The organism is Staphylococcus devriesei (genome assembly GCF_002902625.1).
In the GTDB taxonomy this organism is placed as follows: Bacteria; Bacillota; Bacilli; order Staphylococcales; family Staphylococcaceae; genus Staphylococcus; species Staphylococcus devriesei.
On record NZ_PPRG01000034.1, the window covers coordinates 44,305 to 64,351 of the forward strand.

19 protein-coding genes and 1 pseudogene are annotated in these 20,047 nt (G+C 33.0%); 13 read left to right on the plus strand and 7 right to left on the minus strand.

Annotated features, from left to right (window positions below; genetic code table 11):
* Window positions 1-378: 378 nt before the first annotated feature.
* Both dnaN and dnaA read right to left on the minus strand, forming a co-directional pair.
* A complete protein-coding gene (gene dnaN, locus CD147_RS05835; RefSeq protein ID WP_103166483.1) occupies window positions 379-1,512 on the minus strand; it encodes a DNA polymerase III subunit beta in 1,134 nt (377 codons plus the stop codon).
* A gap of 309 nt (window positions 1,513-1,821) precedes the next feature.
* Window positions 1,822-3,177 (minus strand): chromosomal replication initiator protein DnaA, encoded by a 1,356-nt coding sequence (gene dnaA, locus CD147_RS05840; RefSeq protein WP_103166484.1) that lies wholly within the window; start codon window positions 3,175-3,177, stop codon window positions 1,822-1,824.
* Between the two features lie 690 nt (window positions 3,178-3,867).
* Here dnaA and rpmH point away from each other — a divergent pair.
* The 10 genes from rpmH (at window position 3,868) to CD147_RS05890 (ending at window position 12,307) form a co-directional block, all read left to right on the plus strand.
* Window positions 3,868-4,005: a 50S ribosomal protein L34 gene (gene rpmH, locus CD147_RS05845; RefSeq protein ID WP_000240855.1), complete on the plus strand. Its 138-nt coding sequence runs from the start codon at window positions 3,868-3,870 to the stop codon at window positions 4,003-4,005.
* A 151-nt stretch (window positions 4,006-4,156) separates the two neighbouring features.
* Window positions 4,157-4,507, plus strand: coding sequence for a ribonuclease P protein component (gene rnpA / locus CD147_RS05850; protein WP_167409764.1), 351 nt, complete (start codon window positions 4,157-4,159; stop codon window positions 4,505-4,507).
* Between the two features lie 146 nt (window positions 4,508-4,653).
* Entirely contained in the window at window positions 4,654-6,033 is a 1,380-nt protein-coding gene (gene mnmE, locus CD147_RS05855) for a tRNA uridine-5-carboxymethylaminomethyl(34) synthesis GTPase MnmE (protein ID WP_103166486.1), read from the plus strand.
* Between the two features lie 112 nt (window positions 6,034-6,145).
* The gene (mnmG, locus tag CD147_RS05860; RefSeq protein WP_103166487.1) at window positions 6,146-8,023 is read left to right on the plus strand and encodes a tRNA uridine-5-carboxymethylaminomethyl(34) synthesis enzyme MnmG; all 1,878 of its coding nucleotides are present in this window, start codon (window positions 6,146-6,148) and stop codon (window positions 8,021-8,023) included.
* On the plus strand, window positions 8,023-8,745 hold the full coding sequence (gene rsmG / locus CD147_RS05865; protein WP_103166488.1) for a 16S rRNA (guanine(527)-N(7))-methyltransferase RsmG: 723 nt from the start codon (window positions 8,023-8,025) through the stop codon (window positions 8,743-8,745). Before mnmG ends, rsmG begins: the two co-directional genes overlap by 1 nt.
* A 45-nt stretch (window positions 8,746-8,790) precedes the next feature.
* Window positions 8,791-9,630 (plus strand): nucleoid occlusion protein, encoded by an 840-nt coding sequence (gene noc, locus CD147_RS05870; protein WP_103166489.1) that lies wholly within the window; start codon window positions 8,791-8,793, stop codon window positions 9,628-9,630.
* Between the two features lie 191 nt (window positions 9,631-9,821).
* Window positions 9,822-10,184: a DUF3147 family protein gene (locus CD147_RS05875; RefSeq protein ID WP_103166490.1), complete on the plus strand. Its 363-nt coding sequence runs from the start codon at window positions 9,822-9,824 to the stop codon at window positions 10,182-10,184.
* An 18-nt stretch (window positions 10,185-10,202) separates the two neighbouring features.
* Entirely contained in the window at window positions 10,203-10,601 is a 399-nt protein-coding gene (locus CD147_RS05880) for a DUF3147 family protein (RefSeq protein ID WP_103166491.1), read from the plus strand.
* Window positions 10,564-11,106 (plus strand): TetR/AcrR family transcriptional regulator, encoded by a 543-nt coding sequence (locus CD147_RS05885; RefSeq protein WP_103166492.1) that lies wholly within the window; start codon window positions 10,564-10,566, stop codon window positions 11,104-11,106. The genes CD147_RS05880 and CD147_RS05885 overlap by 38 nt, the downstream gene beginning before the upstream one ends.
* Window positions 11,107-11,734: 628 nt before the next feature.
* Window positions 11,735-12,307: a helix-turn-helix transcriptional regulator gene (locus CD147_RS05890; RefSeq protein WP_103166493.1), complete on the plus strand. Its 573-nt coding sequence runs from the start codon at window positions 11,735-11,737 to the stop codon at window positions 12,305-12,307.
* Between the two features lie 219 nt (window positions 12,308-12,526).
* Here CD147_RS05890 and CD147_RS05895 read toward each other — a convergent pair whose 3' ends face one another.
* The 3 genes from CD147_RS05895 to CD147_RS05905 all read right to left on the minus strand — a co-directional run bounded on the left by CD147_RS05895 (window position 12,527) and on the right by CD147_RS05905 (window position 15,412).
* A complete protein-coding gene (locus tag CD147_RS05895) occupies window positions 12,527-12,718 on the minus strand; it encodes a VraH family peptide resistance protein (RefSeq protein ID WP_103166494.1) in 192 nt (63 codons plus the stop codon).
* 62 nt (window positions 12,719-12,780) lie between these two features.
* Complete coding sequence (locus tag CD147_RS05900) at window positions 12,781-14,664, minus strand: ABC transporter permease (RefSeq protein WP_103166495.1); 1,884 nt, start codon at window positions 14,662-14,664, stop codon at window positions 12,781-12,783.
* Complete coding sequence (locus CD147_RS05905) at window positions 14,654-15,412, minus strand: ABC transporter ATP-binding protein (protein WP_103166496.1); 759 nt, start codon at window positions 15,410-15,412, stop codon at window positions 14,654-14,656. Before CD147_RS05905 ends, CD147_RS05900 begins: the two co-directional genes overlap by 11 nt.
* A gap of 306 nt (window positions 15,413-15,718) precedes the next feature.
* On the opposite strand from CD147_RS05905, the gene lepB reads away from it, so the two are divergent.
* The 3 genes and pseudogenes from lepB to CD147_RS05920 all read left to right on the plus strand — a co-directional run bounded on the left by lepB (window position 15,719) and on the right by CD147_RS05920 (window position 18,456).
* Window positions 15,719-16,291, plus strand: a complete 573-nt coding sequence (lepB, locus tag CD147_RS05910; RefSeq protein WP_103166497.1) for a signal peptidase I — start codon at window positions 15,719-15,721, stop codon at window positions 16,289-16,291.
* A 191-nt stretch (window positions 16,292-16,482) separates the two neighbouring features.
* A pseudogene (locus tag CD147_RS05915) lies at window positions 16,483-17,049 on the plus strand (GNAT family N-acetyltransferase).
* A gap of 216 nt (window positions 17,050-17,265) precedes the next feature.
* Window positions 17,266-18,456 (plus strand): MFS transporter, encoded by a 1,191-nt coding sequence (locus tag CD147_RS05920; RefSeq protein WP_103166498.1) that lies wholly within the window; start codon window positions 17,266-17,268, stop codon window positions 18,454-18,456.
* 79 nt (window positions 18,457-18,535) lie between these two features.
* Here CD147_RS05920 and CD147_RS05925 read toward each other — a convergent pair whose 3' ends face one another.
* Both CD147_RS05925 and CD147_RS05930 read right to left on the minus strand, forming a co-directional pair.
* A complete protein-coding gene (locus CD147_RS05925) occupies window positions 18,536-19,003 on the minus strand; it encodes a bacillithiol transferase BstA (RefSeq protein WP_103166499.1) in 468 nt (155 codons plus the stop codon).
* A 255-nt stretch (window positions 19,004-19,258) separates the two neighbouring features.
* Entirely contained in the window at window positions 19,259-20,002 is a 744-nt protein-coding gene (locus CD147_RS05930; protein ID WP_103166500.1) for a cyclase family protein, read from the minus strand.
* Between the last annotated feature and the right edge of the window lie 45 nt (window positions 20,003-20,047).

Genomic DNA, 20,047 nt, shown 5'->3' on the forward strand with positions numbered 1-20,047 from the left:
ATGTGTCATTAATATATTATACCTTTTTTGGGATTAAATTTCATTTAAAATGGAATGTGAAACCGTTTACTTTATAAGATATTTTTAATATCTCACTTTTTGAGGGAAAGAAGAAGGTATTTTGTTTTTAAAGCAACTTTTAGAGTCTGAAAATGAGGTCGCTATAAAGCATATGTAGTTAAGTACTTAAACTTTAATTTTAAGGGGCATTTTAGCTTATAAAATACTAAAACGTAACTTACCCACAGAATACCAACATTTTCGTCTTATTGAAGGGCTGAGAGGACTTATAGATGATTTTCAAATAAAAACAAAAGACCCTGACATTGTCTTAATTGAAAATGCCAAGGTCTTAAACGGAGATTATTACTTCGCGTCCTAGTATGTTCTGATTGGTAAAATTAATTGTGTAACCGAATCATCAGCTTTAGGTTTTAGAATAAATGGTTTCATTGTACCGAAGAATTCAACCTCAACTTCATCGTTATCAATAGCTTTCAAAGCATCCATCATGTAGCGAGAGTTGAATGAAATCTTCAAGTTGCCGCCTTCAACATCAGTTGCTGTAACTTCTTCTTTTACAGTACCAATTTCTGGAGAGGTTGAAGATAATTCCACAATATCATTACCAGTACTTAATTTGATGACGTTATTTCCACCTTCACGTGCAAGTAGTGATGCACGATCAATTGCATGATAGAATTCGCCATTGTTAATTCCTAATTTAATTTCATAATTCTCTGGGAATAAACGTGTCGTATCTGGATAATGTCCTTCTAATAAGCGTGAGATAAAGTTTACATTACCAACTTTAAATAATACTTGGTTCGAAGCAAAGAAAATATCAATTTCTTCGTCATTGTCACTCATAATTTTATTTAATTCAGATAAAGCTTTACCTGGAATAATGACATTTTTATTTTCAAATTCATCTTCTAATTTTAATTTTCTTACAGCCAAGCGGTGTGAGTCGGTTGCAGTGCATATTAATTCATTATCTTGTATAAGCCAGTTAACACCAGTCAATACTGGGCGTGTTTCTGAGGTGGACACTGCAAAATTTGTTTGTGCAATGATATTTTTTAATACTTTTACTGATAATTGAATTGCGTCATCACGTGATACTTGAGGTAGTAATGGATATTGATCTGGATCTAATCCACTTAAGTTAAATTCAGAATGACCCGATGTAATCAATGTTTGGAACTGTTCATTCGTTGATAATTTAACATCTTTACCTGGTAATTTTTTAATAATATCTACAAAGAAACGACCAGGAAGTACTACTGAACCTGTTTCAGCAATAGTAACAATATCTTCTCCATCGATTTGTTTAGGGATTGTGATTTCAATTGAGATTTCAGAATCTGAACCAGTAAGAATCACTTCATTATCTTTAGCATCAATTTTGATACCTGTTAAAATTGGTAAAGTTGTTCTTGGTGAGATGGCTTTTAATGTATCGTTTAATTGATTGATAAAATAATCTCTTCTAATTGTAAATTCCATCATTAATTTAAACTCCTTCCAGTCGTTTATATATAATTATATAGGTTTTAAATTCATAGTAATAGTAGTAGGTCCTGTGGATTAGTGGATATGTCGAGAAAATCTAGATATGCCAAAGTTATACACATGTGGATAAACTGTTGATGTTGTGCATTACTTTTAAACATTATCCACAATCATGGTGAAAGTGGTTTTGAAGACTAAACTTCTTTTAAGGTTAAAATTAAGTTCAAATTCCCACTATTTTTATTTCCCACTTTAATAAGATGTAATCTGTTATACAACAGTTGATCAATTTATAAGCCTTTCTGTCTATTGATTACGTATTTCTTTCTCTAAATCTTCTACTTCTTGTTTAAAAATACTGTCTGCTTTAATATCATTTGCAATTTTTTCATGCGCATGAATAACTGTGGTGTGGTCACGACCTCCAAATTCTTCACCAATCTTAGGAAGTGAAAAATCAGTAAGCTCTCTAGATAGATACATTGCTATTTGACGTGGATAAGCAATAGATTTAGTACGTTTTTTAGCACTAAAGTCTTCAATGCGCACGTTGTAGTAATGTCCAACCACTTTTTGGATATCTTGAATGGTAATCTTTTTAGATTTAGGAACTTGAATAATATCTTTTAATGCTTCAGCTGCTAACTCTGTTGTTATAGGTCTACCTTGAAGTTTCGAATAAGCGAGTAGACGTGTTAAAGCACCTTCCAATTCACGGATATTTGATTGGATTTGATTCGCAATATAATTAAGTGCTTCTGCAGGAATCTCTAGATTCTCTTCTTCGATTTTCTTTTGCAAAATTGCCATACGTGTTTCATAGTCAGGTGGCGTGATGTCTACGATTAAGCCCCATTCGAAGCGTGAACGTAAACGATCTTCTAGTTTGGAAATTTCTTTTGGTGGACGATCACTTGAAATAACAATTTGTTTCTTATTTTGATGTAGTTCGTTGAAAGTATGGAAGAATTCTTCTTGAGTCTGTTCTTTATTTTGAATAAATTGAATGTCATCAATTAATAGGACATCAATATTTCTATACTTCTCTCTAAATGCTTCAGGTTCATTATTACGAATAGACTTAATGAAATCATTGGTGAATTTCTCACTCGATGTATATAGCACTTTGGCGTTAGGCTGATTGCTTAACACGTGATGACCAATCGCATGCATTAGATGCGTCTTACCTAAACCAACGCCCCCATAAATGAACAATGGATTGTAAGCTTGAGCCGGTGCCTCAGCAACAGCTAAACTTGCTGCATGTGGGAAGCGGTTGCCAGGTCCAATAACGAAAGTATCGAAAGTATTATGTGTGTTAAATTGATCTGTACCTTCGTGATGATCCTCGATGATATGTGGTTGTGATTGACTGGCATTACTAGGTTTACGACTTGTTTCATCTAATTCAGCTAATTGCTCAGCCGTTAAGAATGTAGGATCAACTTCATATCCGATAATATCTTTCATAATTGTTTGTATGACTTCTTTATAATTAGAATTTAGCCAATCAGCGTAAAATTCATGGATTACAAAGATATATGCTATATTGTTACGAATTTCCTTAAGCTCTGTATCTTTTAAAAACGTATTAAAAGTAGTTCGTGAAATTTCTGATTCAGCAACTTCTAATACTTTTTTCCAAATTTCTTGTTCTGACATATATAAACCCCATCTTTCTATAAATTTAAGACTTATACACAGAATTTTGACCCAGTGGATAAAAATAATCACAGTATGTTAATAATTATCCACAAGTTAATAACATTCGGTGGATAACTTTATTTATGCTATGATTTATTCACACTATCGATACATACAAAATCAATAAATAAATCCTATAAAAATAATGAGTTAGACGACTTATCCACATAATTATACTTTTTAACTGAGATAGATGTCAAATGGCTGTGAATATGTTGTTAAATTAGGTATAATGTTGTGAATATCGGAATGATTATCCACAGTATTTCAGATCTTATATGTGAATAAGTGGATAAATTTTACTTAATTTCTTGAAAATAAGAAAATGTACTATAACAGCTCTGGGAAATAATTTATAAACTATGTATCAAAAATGAATAAAACGTCGTTATAACAAGAAAGTGAAAATGTATAAATATTAAAAAGTTCTCTGTTCACTTTTTAAATAAAATAATGCGTTCAATTGAAAAGCTGCTTGCTTTATAAATGGTAATTTGTTATATTGTAGTAGTTGCTTGAATTATGACTAGATAAAATTTAATTAAATCAAGAATTCTGATATCAGAAAGTATAATTTATCTATTAAAATAATCAGGTTCATTAGAAATGCTAATGATCTGGATAAATATGTAGATGGAGGTGTTTTGCATGGTAAAACGTACTTATCAACCAAATAAACGTAAACATAGTAAAGTTCATGGTTTCAGAAAACGTATGAGCACTAAAAATGGCCGTAAAGTTTTAGCGCGTCGTCGTCGTAAAGGCCGTAAAGTTTTATCAGCATAAGATCACTGACTTCTCAGTGGTCTTTTTTTTCGTTTGAATGACGATTAAAGGCTAGATAATAGAAAATAATTAAATAGAACTAAGAATTCCGTTCTATCCCATAGATAATTTAAATAGATAAATAATGCAGAGAATAATATAAGCGAGTGATGTGAGCGTGGAGAAGGCATACCGTATTAAAAAGAATAGTGATTTCCAAACTATTTATAAAAAGGGGAAATCAGTAGCTAATAGACAATTTGTAGTTTATACGTACAATAGTAATAATGAACATTTTCGCTTAGGAATTAGCGTTTCTAAAAAGTTAGGTAACGCAGTAACAAGAAATAAAATTAAACGTGCGGTTAGAGAGAATTTTAAAGTGCATAAAGAAGATATTATCGCACGAGATATTGTCGTTATCGCTAGGCATCCCGCGAAAAATATGACAACGCTTGAAATTCAGGGTAGCTTAGAACATGTGCTAAAAATTGCGAAAGTATTTAATAAAAAGATAAAATAAACAAGTATCAAGACGTACGTCAGTCTTACATCAGACAAACCGAAGTCTTACCCAAGATATTTTAAATCAAGATATTCGCAATTTTAAAAGAAAAAAATTACAATATTATAATGAAAATTTACTTGAATAAGGAGGCGAGGGTAATCATGGATTTTGATACTATAACGAGTATTTCAACGCCAATGGGTGAAGGCGCAATTGGTATAGTCCGTTTATCTGGACCACAAGCAATAGAAATTGGAGACAAGCTATATAAAGGAAAGAAAAAACTAGAAGATGTAGAATCTCATACTATTAACTATGGCCATATTATAGATCCAGAAACAAACGAAGTAGTCGAAGAAGTAATGATTTCAGTCTTACGTGCACCTAGAACATTTACGCGCGAAGATATAATTGAAATTAACTGTCATGGTGGTATTCTAACAATTAATCGCATTTTAGAACTTACAATGGCACACGGTGCAAGAATGGCCGAGCCAGGTGAGTATACTAAACGTGCTTTCTTAAATGGACGTATCGATTTATCTCAAGCTGAAGCGGTGATGGACTTTATTCGTTCTAAAACGGATCGCGCTTCAAAAGTAGCAATGAATCAAATCGAAGGACGCTTAAGCGATTTAATCAAACGTCAAAGACAATCGATTCTAGAAATTCTCGCCCAAGTAGAAGTAAATATTGATTATCCTGAATACGACGATGTTGAAGATGCGACAACAGAATTTTTACTTGCACAGTCTAAAAAGATTAAGAATGAAATTAATCTTCTATTAGAAACGGGTACTCAAGGTAAAATTATGCGAGAAGGTCTTTCAACTGTTATCGTGGGTAAACCAAACGTTGGTAAATCATCTATGCTTAATAACCTTATTCAAGATAATAAAGCGATTGTTACTGAAGTTGCAGGAACAACACGTGACGTACTAGAAGAATATGTCAATGTGCGTGGCGTGCCATTAAGACTTGTTGATACGGCAGGTATTCGCGACACAGAAGATATCGTTGAAAAGATTGGCGTCGAACGCTCACGTAAAGCATTAAGTGAAGCAGACTTAATCCTATTTGTACTAAATAATAACGAACCGTTAACACAAGAAGATTGTACGTTATATGAAGTCATTAAAAATGAAGATGCAATTGTTATCGTGAATAAAACCGATTTAGAACAAAAATTAGATATCGATGAAGTAAAAGAAATGATTGGCGATATGCCATTAATTCAAACGTCTATGTTGACGCAATCTGGTATTGATCAATTAGAGCTTCAAATTAGAGATTTATTCTTTGGTGGCGATGTTCAGAACCAAGATATGACGTATGTTTCTAATTCAAGACATATTTCGCTATTAAAACAAGCTAGAAATGCTATTCAAGATGCGATTGATGCAGCTGAGTCTGGAATTCCAATGGATATGATTCAAATTGATTTAACACGCACATGGGAACTTCTAGGTGAAATCATTGGTGAATCAGCAAGTGATGAACTTATCGATCAATTATTTAGTCAATTCTGCTTAGGTAAATAGAGGAGAAACACGTTAAATATAGAAAATAGTAAAGTATATTAAAAATTAAGACGGCGGTTAGTCTTAATTGTCATTTATAAAAAGTTAGGAAAATATGAAGGAGGTAACTAAGGTGGTTCAAGAATATGATGTAATCGTCATTGGAGCAGGGCATGCCGGTATTGAAGCAGGTTTAGCATCAGCTAGACGTGGCGCTAAAACGTTAATGTTAACGATTAATTTAGATAATATCGCATTTATGCCGTGTAATCCATCAGTAGGTGGTCCAGCTAAAGGAATTGTAGTACGTGAAATTGATGCTTTAGGTGGTCAAATGGCGAAAGCGATTGATAAAACGCATATTCAAATGCGTATGTTAAACACAGGTAAAGGCCCTGCCGTGCGTGCTTTACGTGCGCAAGCAGATAAAGTACTTTATCAACAAGAAATGAAACGTGTTATTGAAGATGAAGAGAATTTAGATATCATGCAAGGTATGGTAGATGAATTAATTATAGAAGATAATGAAGTTAAAGGTGTACGCACAAATATTGGTACAGAATACCGTGCCCAAGCAGTTGTTATTACAACTGGTACATTTTTACGTGGAGAAATTATCTTAGGTAATATGAAATATTCAAGTGGTCCAAACCATCAACTTCCATCTATCACATTGGCTGATAATTTAAGAGAACTTGGTTTCGAAGTTGTACGTTTTAAAACAGGTACACCACCACGCGTTAACGCAAAAACGATTGACTACTCTAAAACAGAAATTCAGCCTGGCGATGATGTAGGTCGCGCATTTAGTTTCGAAACAACTGAATATATTTTAGATCAGCTTCCTTGTTGGTTAACATATACAAATGATAAAACACACCAAGTAATTGACGATAATTTACATCTTTCTGCAATGTATTCAGGAATGATTAAAGGTACAGGTCCACGTTATTGTCCATCTATTGAAGACAAATTCGTACGTTTCAACGATAAGCCTAGACACCAACTTTTCCTAGAGCCAGAAGGTCGTCATACTAATGAAGTGTACGTTCAAGGTTTATCTACAAGCTTGCCTGAACACGTGCAACGTCAAATGTTGGAAACGATTCCTGGTCTTGAAAAGGCGGACATGATGCGTGCAGGTTATGCCATTGAATATGACGCGATTGTGCCAACTCAATTATGGCCAACGCTAGAAACTAAAGCGATTAAGAATTTATATACTGCCGGCCAAATTAATGGTACTTCAGGATATGAAGAAGCGGCTGGCCAAGGTATTATGGCTGGTATTAACGCGGCAGGTAAAGTATTAGGTACAGGTGAAAAAATTCTAAGCCGTTCAGACGCATATATCGGTGTGTTAATTGATGACTTAGTAACTAAAGGTACTAATGAACCTTATCGTCTTCTAACATCTCGTGCCGAATATAGACTATTATTGCGTCATGATAATGCAGATTTACGTTTGACTGATCTTGGTTATGAACTAGGCATGATTAGTGAGGAACGTTATGCACGTTTCAATGAAAAACGTCAACAAATTCAAGACGAAATTCAACGTTTAACGGATACACGTATTAAACCAAACGAGCATACGCAATCTGTTATCGAAACTAATGGCGGTTCACGATTAAAAGATGGTATCTTAGCAATTGATTTATTACGTCGTCCTGAAATGACATATGATACAATTTTAGAAATATTAGAAGAAGACCATCGTTTACCAGAAGCGGTTGAAGAACAAGTCGAAATTCAAACGAAATACGAAGGTTATATTAATAAATCATTGCAACAAGTTGAAAAAGTGAAACGTATGGAAGAGAAGAAAATTCCAGAAGACTTGGATTATAGCAAAGTGGATAGCTTAGCGACTGAGGCACGTGAAAAATTAGCCGAAGTTAAACCGTTAAATATTGCACAAGCTTCACGTATTTCCGGTGTAAATCCAGCAGATATTTCAATCTTACTTGTATACTTAGAACAAGGTAAATTGCAAAGGGTGGAAAGATAATGAATGGAGTAGAATGGCTAGCTGAGAAATTAAGTGAACATGGAATTGAATTAACAGATAAACAAAAAGAACAATTCCAAACTTATTATAAGTTGCTTGTTGAATGGAATGAAAAAATGAATTTAACAAGTATTACTGAAGAACATGAAGTTTATCTCAAACATTTCTATGATTCAATCACACCAAGCTTTTATTATGATTTTGATCAACCATTAACGCTTTGCGATATCGGCGCAGGTGCTGGCTTTCCAAGTATTCCGTTAAAAATCGTTTTTCCAGAATTAAAAGTAACAATTGTAGATTCTTTAAACAAACGTATTCAGTTTCTCAATCATTTAGCAGCTGAACTTGGATTAACGCAAGTGAGTTTCATCCACGACCGTGCGGAAACGTTTGGTAAAGGTCCTTACAGAGAAACTTATGACGTAGTGACTGCACGTGCCGTAGCACGATTAACGGTATTAAGTGAATTATGTCTTCCTTTAGTTAGAAAAGGAGGCCACTTCATCGCATTGAAGTCTTCAAAAGGAGAAGAAGAATTAAATGAAGCGCAATTTGGGATTGGTATATTAGGTGGCGTCTTTAGCGATTCTTATACATTCGATTTACCAGAAGATGCTGGCGAAAGACAAATGATTATTATCGATAAACGTCGTCAAACCTCTAAAAAGTACCCTAGAAAACCAGGTACGCCTAACAAATCTCCTTTAATAGAAAATTAATAGCAATGACATGTTAAAATTAATTTTAAGAGGAGTGAATGGATAATGAAAAAACCTTTTTCAAAATTATTTGGATTAAAAAATAAAGATGACATCGTTGGATATATTGAAGAAGATCGCAATTCAAGTGTTGAATCCATTCAAATAGAGCGTATCGTTCCAAATCGATATCAACCACGACAAGTATTTGATTCAAGTAAAATTAATGAACTAGCAGAATCCATCGAAGAACATGGTTTATTACAGCCGATAGTAGTTCGTCCGATTGAAGAAAATATGTATGAAATTATCGCTGGAGAGCGTCGATTTAGAGCGCTTCAATCACTGCATAAAGCACAGGCAGATGTCATTATTCGCCATATGGATGATGAACAAACTGCGGTAGTGGCGTTAATTGAAAATATCCAACGCGAGAACTTATCGGCCGTGGAAGAAGCGGAAGCTTATAAAAAGTTACTTGAAATTGGAGAAACGACACAAAGTGAACTCGCTAAAAGCCTTGGTAAAAGTCAAAGTTTTATTGCGAATAAATTACGTTTACTTAAGTTAGCCCCTAAGGTTATTACGCGTTTAAGAGAAGGTAAGGTAACTGAACGTCATGCCCGTGCCGTATTATCTCTTGAACCTGAAGATCAAGAGCAACTTATCGAACAAGTAATTAGCCAAAAGTTAAATGTAAAACAAACTGAAGCACGTGTTAAACAAAAAACAGGCCCTGAAAAGGTAAAAGCTCAAACCTTCCAATTTTCGAAAGACATCACTCAAGCAAGAGATGAAGTAGGTAAGAGTATTCAAGCAATTGAAAATTCAGGTATACGCGTAGAATATAATGATAAAAATCATGACGATTATTATGAAATTAAGATAAAAATTTATAAAAAGTAAATGATTTTAGATGAGATTCAAGTTAAGAGTAAGATACTTTTAATTTGGATCTTTTTTTATGACAACAGAAGTTTATAAAGAAATTTGAAAATTATTGATATTTCATTAGTTGTTTACAATATATAGGTTTAAGCTTACAATATTACTAAACGAAACGTATCGTTTAATAATTAGTGAAGAAGGTTTTGTAAGTGTTCGGAATATCAATATCAAGTGCTATTCTTCATTTCGTTATGGGAGGTTTTGCAGTAGCATTTGCTTCGATTATGTCTGAAAAAGTAGGCGGTAAAATGGGAGGTATTATTGCGACACTGCCGGCAGTCTACCTCGCAGCGATTATCGCTTTAGCTATAGATCATCGTGGAAATCAACTAGTCCAAATGTCTATTCATCTTAGTGCAGGTGCAATTATTGGAATAATATCATGTATCATCACAGTCTTGTTAACATCAATTTATATTAGTAAACGCGATTATAAACAAGGTACAATCTTTGCCTTAGTTTGTTGGTTAGTTATTTCAATTGCAATTTTTGCAGTCAGACACATTTATTAATATTTGGAGGTATTTTCAATGAAATTAGCGTTAATTAAATTTCTTGTGGGTGGACTGGCAGTTACACTAAGTTATATTATTTCGGTAGTTTTACCTTGGAAAGAACTAGGTGGCGTATTTGCGACTTTACCTGCAGTTTTCTTAGTATCATTATTTATAACAGGTATGCAACACGGGAATGTGATTGCTAAACACGTAAGTCGTGGTGCAGTATTTGGTATGACCGGTGTGTTATTTAGTATTTTAGCTACGTGGGGGATGCTATACTATACAAACCAATGGTTGTTAAGTATCGTCGTTGGCTTTATAGTATGGTTTGTAAGTGCAGTGATTATTTTCGAAATGGTCGAACTGATTTCGCATTTAAGAAGGGGAAAACATGGCTGGAAGACCGAAAGATCCAACAATCAATCATAAAATATTCAAAGAACTCGGCAAATTATTAGAAACGACACATTTTAGAGAGATTACGATTGATCAACTCTCTGAAAATACTGGCGTGTCGAAAGCTACTATTTATCGAAGATGGAAAGATAAATCTTCAATCATCGTCGATATGTTTACTGAACAAACACAAATTAAAGTTTCTGAGGACAATAGTCTATATCAAGCGTTGTTGACTTATTTAACTAAAGTGATGGAAGTATATCAAACTAATTTAGGTAGAGCAGTTATCGAAATTTTAATAAGTAATCAACAAACCGAAGCAAAATCACTATTTATGGATAAGTATTTTATATACCATCGACAGAGGTTAAAATCTATTATTAATCATTATATTGATGAGAATGAACAAGATTTATTTATAGACTTGGTATTTTCTCCAATATACTTCAATATACTTATCAAACCACAAGTGTTAAATACAGCTTATATAGAACGCTTATTGAAAATTATACTAGAAGCATATAAAGTAAGATAAATTGTTACAAAGACCTAAGATGGCGAACGTTCATCTTAGGTCTTTTAATATGCTTAAGTCTTTAATAATCACAATAAAAAGTCAAACAATGGCATAACTAATAAAAAAACAGGTAAAATACTTAAAATTTACGAAATACGTAAGATAATCAAAGTTTATAAAGGCAATAAAACGCAAAAAACACAAAACAAACAACACTCGTCTTCAAATAATATCAATCATACAGGACATTCAAATTCCATAAACTATTCAAATCATATGAGCCATTCGAGTCATTCAAGTCACACGAGCCATTCAAGCCATACTAAATAAGTGGAATGATCTTGCTTTAGGAAGTTCTTTGACAAAGAAATATATAAATTGAGACATTAATATAAAAGCGGCTCACCCCATTAAGTTATTTACCATTAGACATCCGGTAGTCTTGAAATGTTGATATATTAACATGTAAAAACCTTTTGACACAAAAAAAGATGTAATTGTAAAAAAACTTTGGTAGTTTTTTAGATAAGAAAGCGTTTCTATGTAAGAAGAGAGAAGACAAAGTCTTTAAAATATATATAGGCTTATTGTCAATCTCTTATTACAACGCAAGATGATTCTAAAAAACAGTTAGGGAGCTAAAATAATGGAAATCGGTCAACAAATAAAAAAATATCGTGAAAAAGAAGCATATTCACAAGAAGGTTTAGTTGAAGCATTATACGTGTCGAGGCAAACCATCTCAAATTGGGAAAATAAACGTAGTTATCCTGATATTCACAATTTGTTGATGATGTGTGAGCTGTTTAACGTTTCTTTAGATGATCTTGTCAAAGGAGACGTGACCATTATGAACAATGCAGAATTAAAAAAGGAAATGGACTTTTGGGCGTGGATGATGGTTATTCCACTCGTTTTAGGTGCTATTTTGTTAGGACCGCTTATGGTGTACTTTCATATGTGGGGTTATAGTCTTGTTATGATTCTTTTATTAGTAGGTGTTTACAGTTCAACTAGAGTGGACAAAATTAAATATAAACATAAATTGGAGAATTATGATCGTATTGTCGCGTTTATGAATGGTAAAGATCCTAGTGAAGTTAAGACGAGTAAAAGACGTGATTTGGTAACAAGCATATTATCTTTTATATTCTTTGTTGGAGGAATTGTTGCTATTGCTATCTTAAGTGTTTATCTGTCATATACTTTTTTAGCTTAGTTGATAATAAAGTGATTGAAACAAAAAGTATTTAGGATTTGAATAGAATCGAGCAATGAGTGAAAAAATGATATTATCTACTAACCTATAATTAGGCAGTAGTTGACTGAGATGAAGCTACATAAAACTGTACTTGCTTCATCTCTAGTCATCCTTGCCGGGGCGGGACAACGAAATCTTTGAAATTACATTAGATTTCTATCCCGCTCCTTTAATTAATTATTTATCTTTTTCTTCATAACGTTTTAATGCATAACCGCCACCAAGTAAGCCTACAGGTACACCAATAAATGGAGTTGCGATACTACTTAAGATAAAGACAATTAAGACTAACATTAATCCATTGAACCAGTTTACTTTCAAGCTTAATAAATCTTCATAAGACGTTTTGATTAATTCTTTAATATTCATTTAGAACCATCCTCTCGTTTGTTATATTGTTTATATTTTCAAAAATTAAATCTGTTATCTGTTTAAATTGAATGTTTAATAATACGATTTGCATGAACAAATGAAATGATGGCGAAGATGAGGTAGACGAGTGAATATAACACCATCACAATGATAATCGGCATTGAAGAAAATGCGCCTAGTAACTTCATAAAAGCCATCGCCGCAAATAATGCGTGTAATAAAGCAACGATTAAAGGTAGTCCAAAGTTAAACAAAATTTTTAAAGCTAATCCTGGAAGCATATCCGTATGTGTAAAACCGAGACGTCTTAAAATACGATAATTATTAATTTCATCCTCAGTTTCGTCCATTTGTTTAATATAAATGATACAGCCAGCTGCGATTAAGAAAGCCAAGCCTAAGAATGATGTCACAAACATTAGAATACCGTTACTTTGATCAAGCGTTTGTTTCATATTACGTTTCAATTCTACACCGGGACTTACTTTTTTAGCTAATATTTCTGCTTTATTTAGTTTTCCATGGTCTTTAATATTGAATCCATAATGATGCGTTAACTGATCTTGTGATTTTAGAGCATTATAATTTTCAGGACTTATTTTAAGCACTGGACCACCCATAGAAACGGTCATTGGAATTACTTCGTTAACATTTTTCTTATCCACATGAAATGTTTTTTCTTTACTACCTTGAAGCGTAATATCTTTATCGAGGTGGATATCCACTAGACCAGTGAGCGGTCCTTGTAAGTTAGTAAGTACCGCATGATTACCTGTCACATTTTTATCAGCCATAATTGTCATACCAGCCGACTGCATTGTTTTACCCGCTTTAGCCTTTAGTACATCATTTTTCTTAATCGCTGTATTTGAATTTTCATAGGTCGTTAAATCATATTTAATATGATGTTGAGCTAATAATTTTTCATACTTTTGAGCCGACTTTTCCTTAGTAAAGTTAATATCTTGAGGAGTTGACGCTTGTAATGAAAAATCAGTATTCGACTTACTTATAGCACCAAAACATAGAATCGTCACAGTTACCGCAGAAATTACCGCAATGACCGTCAACGACATCGCATTTTTCTTCATACGGTGCATAATCGATGACGTAAATACCACATCTGTAATAGAAACACGTCCATGTTTAGACTTTTTCAGAGATTTAAAGATGATAGATACAGAACTTCTAAAGAATAAATACGCACCCACCACCGTTAAAAATAGAATAAGAAACGGCGATATCAGAATCATTGTTAACCACTCAAACTTGCCAAACATCTCAGTAGAAATGTAATAACCTAACACAATCATTACCACGCCAGACACCCCTGCGATTAACTCTACAGGCGTAATTCTCGCTCTCGTCGCTTCAGATTTTGCATTATCCTTCATCATTGATAAGATTGTTCTTCTTTTTAGGAAAAGGAAGTTCTGAAACATTATCAACATAAACGCTAGCACCAACATGAAGATAGTTTGGAACAACGCAGGTAACTCAAATCCAATTGACACGTGTATTGAAAGGTGCATCATCTTCACTAATATATTAAGTAAAATTTCCGAGCCTACAATACCAACTAGAATACCGAAGATACCAGTGACTATAAAAAATGTCAGTTGTTCGATGGCCAACATTCTTAAAATATTGCCTCGCGTTAACCCAATTAGTTGGAATAACGCAAACTCACGCGTTCTACGTTTTATAAATAAGTGATTCGCATACATTAAGAAAATGATAATCGTAACAAATAGAAATACAGCACCCACTTTAGCACCTTGTCGAATAATTGTTGGGGACTCCCCATTATTTAAACTATGGGTATACTGCAACGTTACAAAGCTAAAATATAAAACGATACTTAAAATTAATGAGAATAAGTAGAGCGCATAATTTTTAAAATTACTTTTTAAATTTTTAAGTGTAATCTGATTAAATGTCATTTGCGACACCACCTAAAGCCGACTGTAATTGAATAATCTCATCATAAAATTCACGTTTCGATTTATGTTGTTGATGAAGTTCTGAATAAATATTGCCATCTTTCAACATAATGACACGTTCCGAGAAACTTGCTGCTGAAGGATCATGTGTGACCATAATAATAGTGCTATTAAATTTCTTGTTCATTTCCTCAAGACGATTTAATAAATCTTGCGCACTTTTAGAATCTAATGCGCCAGTAGGTTCGTCCGCAAAGATAATTGACGGTTTATGGACAAAAGCTCGGGCAGCGGCCGTACGTTGTTGTTGACCACCTGAAATTTCACTAGGGTATTTATCGCTCAAGTCATAAATACCAAGAGCTTCGGTCACTTCTTTATAGTTACGTTCCATCTCATTTTTATTAACTTTTTGAACCGATAACGGCAACATAATATTTTCTTTAACAGTCAGCGTCGGTAGGACACTGTAATCCTGAAAGATAAAACCTAGTTCCTTTTTACGGAAGCGGGCAAGTTTCTTATCAGATAGTTGATTGATAATGTTGTCGCTCACTTCTACAGTTCCGCCAGAAATACTATCAATCGAACTAATTGTATTAAGGAGGGTAGTCTTACCTGATCCTGAAGGTCCCATGATAGCGACAAATTCACCCTTTTCCACTGAAAAATTAATGTCGTGTAAGGCTTTATATTTTTGTTTATTTCCGTATACTTTAGATAGATGATTTACATTTAAGATTGGCATGTTAGTTAACACTCCTTATGTTGTTTGATAAATATTATAGAGTTTTGGTAGGATGACTAATGTTTTAAATTGTGTAAGCATAATGATTTTCAAGAATTTAAAGGTCATTACTCCTATGAGCTATTACATCTATAATTGTAAAAGGAGGGCGTCGTTACTGCCTTTATCTAACCTTACAAAGTAAAGGTTATTTCTTACGAATATGAAAGATTAGAAATGTTATAAGTCGTAAGATAAGTGAAACATAATTGAAAAGCATGTATGATAAAGTAGAGTATTGTATAAAAGATGATAGGCGGGGTTAAATTGAAAAAAGAAATCATTGAATGGGTTGTAGCCATTGCAGTCGCACTCTTAGTAGTCGGCATTGTAATGAAATTTATTGGGGTATCGTATACAGTTTCCGGTTCTTCTATGTATCCGACCTTCCAAGATAGAAATAAAGTTATCGTAAGTAAAATATCTAAAACATTAAATCATATCGATAATGGAGACGTAGTTGTTTTCCATGAGGACTCTGAACGTGACTTTATTAAACGTGTCATCGGCACACCTGGAGATAACGTAGAGTATAAAAAAGATCAATTATATGTGAATGGTAAAAAAGTATCTGAACCTTACTTAGACTACAATAAAAAGCATAAACAAGGTGACTACTTAACAGGTTCATTAAAAACAAGCGATATCAATGGAGCCAATGGTGAAAATAAAATCCCTAAAGACAAATACTTGGTCATGGGAGATAACAGACAAAATAGTATAGATAGCCGTTTCCCTGAAGTTGGTTTAGTCGATAAAGACCAACTTGTAGGTAAAGTTGTCCTAAGATATTGGCCATTTAACAAATGGAAAGCTGGTTTCAACCCAGGGACATTTTAATAATGATTTACAACCAAAACTGTTTAATGCGTAGAAGTGCGCGTTAAACAGTTTTTTTGTGGAGAAACAGAGAATAAACTTACTGATTTTTGAAAGAAAAAACTTAGTCTTTACATATTACATATAAAAATATGATATTATAACTTTAATTTACTGAATAATTAGAAAAATATTAAATGGAGGGCGTCTATATGGTATTTGGGTATCAATTGAATGATAATTTAAAATTAAAAATTTTAGAAGAACGAGAAGCGGAGCAATTATTCAATTTAGTCGATAATAATAGATAATATTTATCACAATTTTTACCATTTGTTGAACAAACTACACAAGTAGAGCATAGTAAAAAGTTCATTCAATCAGCGCTACAACAGTTTATAAAAGGCGATGGTTTTCATTGCGGTATTTGGTATGAAAATAAGCTTATTGGTGTGATAGGATTGCATTACCTAGATTTAGTAAATAAACGTACCTCTATTGGCTATTATTTAGCAGAACAATTCCAGAAAAAAGGAATTATGACGAGGTGTACCAAAGCTTTAATTAAATACATTTATGAAGAATTTAATATTAATCGCGTTGAAATATGTATGTCTACTCAAAATCCTAAAAGTCGCGCCATACCAGAACGTTTAGGATTCACTCAAGAAGGTATTTTGAGAAGTGATGAACGATTACAAGGCGAATTCTCAGATAGCTATGTGTATAGTTTGTTACGTTATGAATATGAACAACTAAATTGGAAAGATGAATTTTAATTAGCCAAAACTGTTTAATGCGTAGAGATGCGTGTTAAACAGTTTTTTTGAGTATTATATATTATTTTTATAAAAATATGATATTATAACTTTAATTTACTGAATAGTCTGAAAATAAAGTAAGTATATTGATCAAGCAGAACATAGTAAAACGTTCGATTACTTTTGAAGGCCTAGACATTTATACTTAGTTTTATTTTGTAAGGAGAAGATGTTATGAGTATAAAATCTATCAACTTATTAGCGTTTGATGTGATTTCTTCAATTGGATCGAAAATATTTAGCTTTGCATGCGCGTTTTACATTCTCAAACATACAAATGATCCTCTAGTATATACAATTTATTTGTCATTAATCGTTCTATCAACCATCTTAAGTCAGCCACTCTTTGGCGTATGGGTGGACAAGTTTAATAATAAAAAATTAGTAATAGTCGCTCAAATAATAAATGTAATCTTTTTATCAATATTTGTAGTAAAATTCAACTACATTTACATCATCGTACTAGGCGTTATATTAAATTTAACAGACGGAATAATCGGCCTTATTGTGAATTCAAATATTAAAAATATATCTAAAAAAGATATGGCACGTTTTGTTTCTATTCGACAAACGTATACAGTAACAATTAGTTTTTTAGCACCAATTTTAGGTGGTATGCTTATAGCTATCTTAAAAATTGAATATTTAGCTCTTATAAATGTTATCACTGAATTATCGTCAATTTTTATATTTTTATTTATTAAAATTGATAGATTAATTGAAAGTAAAACCAATAGCAATAGCTTTTTAAAGGATATCAAAGTCGGTTTTTCATACTTAATTAAAAATAAAATACTACTCAATTTCATGCTTGTAGGCTTAATAATCAATTTTTTAGTTAACTCGATTGTAGTAGGGGTACCTATTATAGCAATTCAGTCGATGAAATTATCTTCCCAACAATTTGGTTTTACCGAAGCTGGAATGACAATAGGAATGTTTATTGTCTCTTTAGGCTTATCAATACGACCGTTAAAACATAGACTGAAAGGGCCTTTTAAAATATCAGTAATACTTCAAGTTATTGCTTTATGGATACTAAGTTTATCAATATTTTTGAGCCTAACAGTAAACATGTCATTTATATTAATTACATTAGTCTATTTCATTGCGGGTTTATCATTGCCTCTAGCCAATATACCGTATTCAATATACTTGCAAAATACAGTTGAAGAACAGTATAAAGGCAGAGTATTTTCATTAAACCAATCTATCGCTCAATCGTTGATGCCTGTCTCATTTTTAATATTCGGTTTTATATTAAAATATTCACAGTCTTTAACATACTTAATCGTCTCAATATTAATGTTAGTTGTCCTAGTGTACTTCGATAAAACCGTAAAAAAAGAAGATATTAAGTTTTAATTTATAGTTTGATTACTTGTAAAATTATGTATAAAAAACGCTTAACAGATGTATTTTCACCTCTGTTAAGCGTTTTGAATTAATCTTCTTTTTTAAGCACACGAGCCATTTCTTCAATTTTACCTGCGTGTAATGGTACGTGAATGGCGTTTAATACTAATAATTCGTCTAGTGTTTTACAACCGGCAATCGGTTGTTCTAATTCTTGAGCGAGTTGTTCATCAGTTAATTGTTTAGCACGTTCTGGAAGTGTTCTTAAATCTTTTTTAATGTCCTCAATTGATGGAACGTCTTGTCCTTCCCAATCTGCAGGACTTGAACCATAACCGAATAATTTAGTGTATTTCTCTACATCTACTACATTTTGGTTACCTAGTGATAAGGCAGAATCAAATATCGTTAATACATGGCCAAATTGCCAATGTAACGTATTTGGGAAGAAATTATCCTCTTTATCTAAAACTTGTGCGATATTCCAATTATCATAGACAGATAATAGATAGTTTACGCCAGTTTCAACGACATCATAAACTGTTTTATTACTCATTATATTCTTCCTTTCTGCTGAAAATTTAACTTGTAACACTAAGTGAATTACCCGAGAATCAATATGTTCAATCAGAGAAGGTAAGAAAGAAATTTTAATAATAGCTCGGTATTTAGCTCGGAAGTCATAAAATTGCCCTGTCACACTAATTGATGTAACAGGACAGTTTAGTAATATTAGGAAGTTTTATGGCTTTGATCGCTCACTATCAAGCCTAAAAACGAAATGGCTAGAGTAATAAATTTTCAAAAATATTTAAGGTTTAATTGCGAATGCACGTACAGGGAAACCTGGTGCGTCTTTCGGTTTTGGACTAATTGCATAGATAACTGCACCACGCGTAGGCAATTGATCTAAATTTGTTAATAATTCGAGTTGGAATGTGTCCTGTCCAAGAACATAACGTTCACCTACGATATCGCCATTTTTAGCTGTATCGACAGAGGCATCCGTATCAAATGTTTCATGACCTACCGATTTTACGCCACGTTCTTCGAGTAAAAATTTCAAGGCATCGAGTCCCCAACCTGGTAAATGTTGGTTTCCTTCTGCATCTTTATTTTCAAATTTCTCAATATCTGGCCAACGTTTTGACCAATCTGTACGTAATGCCACGAACGTGCCTGCTTCAATACGTCCGTTATCTGCTTCCCATTGTTCTAAATGGTCACGTGTCACGATAAAGTCTGCATTCTCAGCTGCTTCTTTTGAAAAGTCTAAGACAATAAGAGGCAAGACTAATTCTTTCAAATCTAATTCTTCTAGATAGCGTTTATTCTCAACGAAATGGATTGGCGCATCAATATGTGTGCCATATTGTGTCACAATATTCCAGTGTTGCACATAAAAACCATCATCTTTAACAGTGAATAGCGTCGAAACTTCTCCCTTTTCAAATTCACTGAAACGAGGAATCTCTGGGTCGAACGTATGTGTCAAATCAACCCATTGTGCCTCTTTTAACTGATTCAATTGATCCCATAATGGATAATTGGCCATAATTATCACCACTTTAACTGTTTATGATTTAAAAACAAATTTTAA